Origin of the sequence: Streptomyces ossamyceticus (assembly GCF_001418475.1) — a bacterium.
Classification (GTDB): Bacteria; Actinomycetota; Actinomycetes; order Streptomycetales; family Streptomycetaceae; genus Streptomyces; species Streptomyces ossamyceticus.
In genome coordinates this window covers 1-1,363 of sequence record NZ_LIQX01001008.1, presented here as the reverse complement: position 1 = coordinate 1,363, position 1,363 = coordinate 1, and the positions used below count along the sequence as shown (strand labels likewise).

Genomic DNA, 1,363 nt, shown 5'->3' with positions numbered 1-1,363 from the left:
GCTCGCGACCCTCGCCCTGACCTGCTACGGACTGATCTCGTACGCCGCCCTGGCAGCGCTGGGGGCGACGCTGACCCTGCCCGGTCTCGCCGGGTTCGTCCTCGCCATCGGCATGGCCGTCGACGCCAACATCCTGGTCTTCGAACGCGCCCGCGAAGAGCACGCCAACCGCAACCGCCCCAGTACCCGTTCGGCGCTGGCGGCCGGGTTCCGTGGGGCGCTGAGCGCCATCGCCGACTCCAACATCACGACGCTGATCGCCGCAGGCCTGCTGTTCGCCTTCGCGTCCGGCCCGGTGCGCGGCTTCGGTGTCACCCTCGGTATCGGTGTCCTCGCCTCCATGGTCAGCGCCCTGCTGATCTCCCGCGTGCTCGCCGAGTACGCGGTGGGCCGCACCGCCGTCCACCGCCGCCCCCGCATCACGGGCATCGCGCACACCGGATGGGTCCGCGACCGTCTGCTGCGCCGAGGTCCGCACCTGATGCGGCATCCGCGCCGCTGGCTCGCGGCCTCCGCCGCCCTCCTCGTCGTGACGGCCTCGGGCATCCTGGTGCGCGGCCTCGACTTCGGCATCGAGTTCACCGGCGGCCGCCTCGTCGAGTACACCACCAGCACCCCCGTGGACCCGGACCGGGCGCGTGCCGCGCTCGCCGACGCCGGATTCCCGCGCGCACTCGTCCAGTCCTCCGGTGACGGCGGGCTCACGGTCCGCGCCGAGGACCTGACCGACACCGACACGGCCGCGGTCACCGACACCATCACCGGGCTCGGCGGCGACGCGGAGAAGGTCCGCGACGAACTGATCGGCCCCACGCTGGGGGACGAGCTGCGTCGCAACGCCCTCATCGCCCTCAGCCTGGCCCTCGGCGCCCAACTCGCCTATCTGGCGGTCCGCTTCCGCTGGAGGTTCGCCACCGCGGCCGTCGGCGCACTCGCCCATGACGTGCTGATCCTCGCCGGCGTGTTCGCCTGGCTCGGCAAACCCATCGACGGCATCTTCCTGGCCGCCCTGCTCACCGTCATCGGCTACTCGGTCAACGACTCCGTCGTCCTCTTCGACCGCGTACGCGAACTCCTCGCCCGTGACCGCACCGCACCTCTGGCCCGCCTGACCAACCAGGCGATCCTGCAGACCCTGCCCCGTACCGTCAACACGGGGACGGGCGCGGCCCTCATCCTCACCGCCCTCGCCGTCCTCGCCGACGACGCCCTGACCGACTTCGCCCTCGCCCTGCTCATCGGCCTGGCCGTCGGCACGTACTCCTCCGTCTTCACCGCCGCACCCCTGGCCGTGGAACTGCACCCACGCTCCCTGACCAAGCGGGCAGCCCCCGAGCCCGCATGACCGTCGACGTGTCGGAAC

At 72.2% G+C, this 1,363-nt stretch carries 1 protein-coding gene; it reads left to right on the top strand.

The genetic code is table 11. The features are described 5' to 3' along the window. Positions 1-1,345 (top strand): protein translocase subunit SecF (gene secF, locus AOK15_RS41385; RefSeq protein WP_063799127.1); only part of this gene is annotated, 1,345 nt, incomplete at its 5' end. Positions 1,346-1,363: the final 18 nt, after the last annotated feature.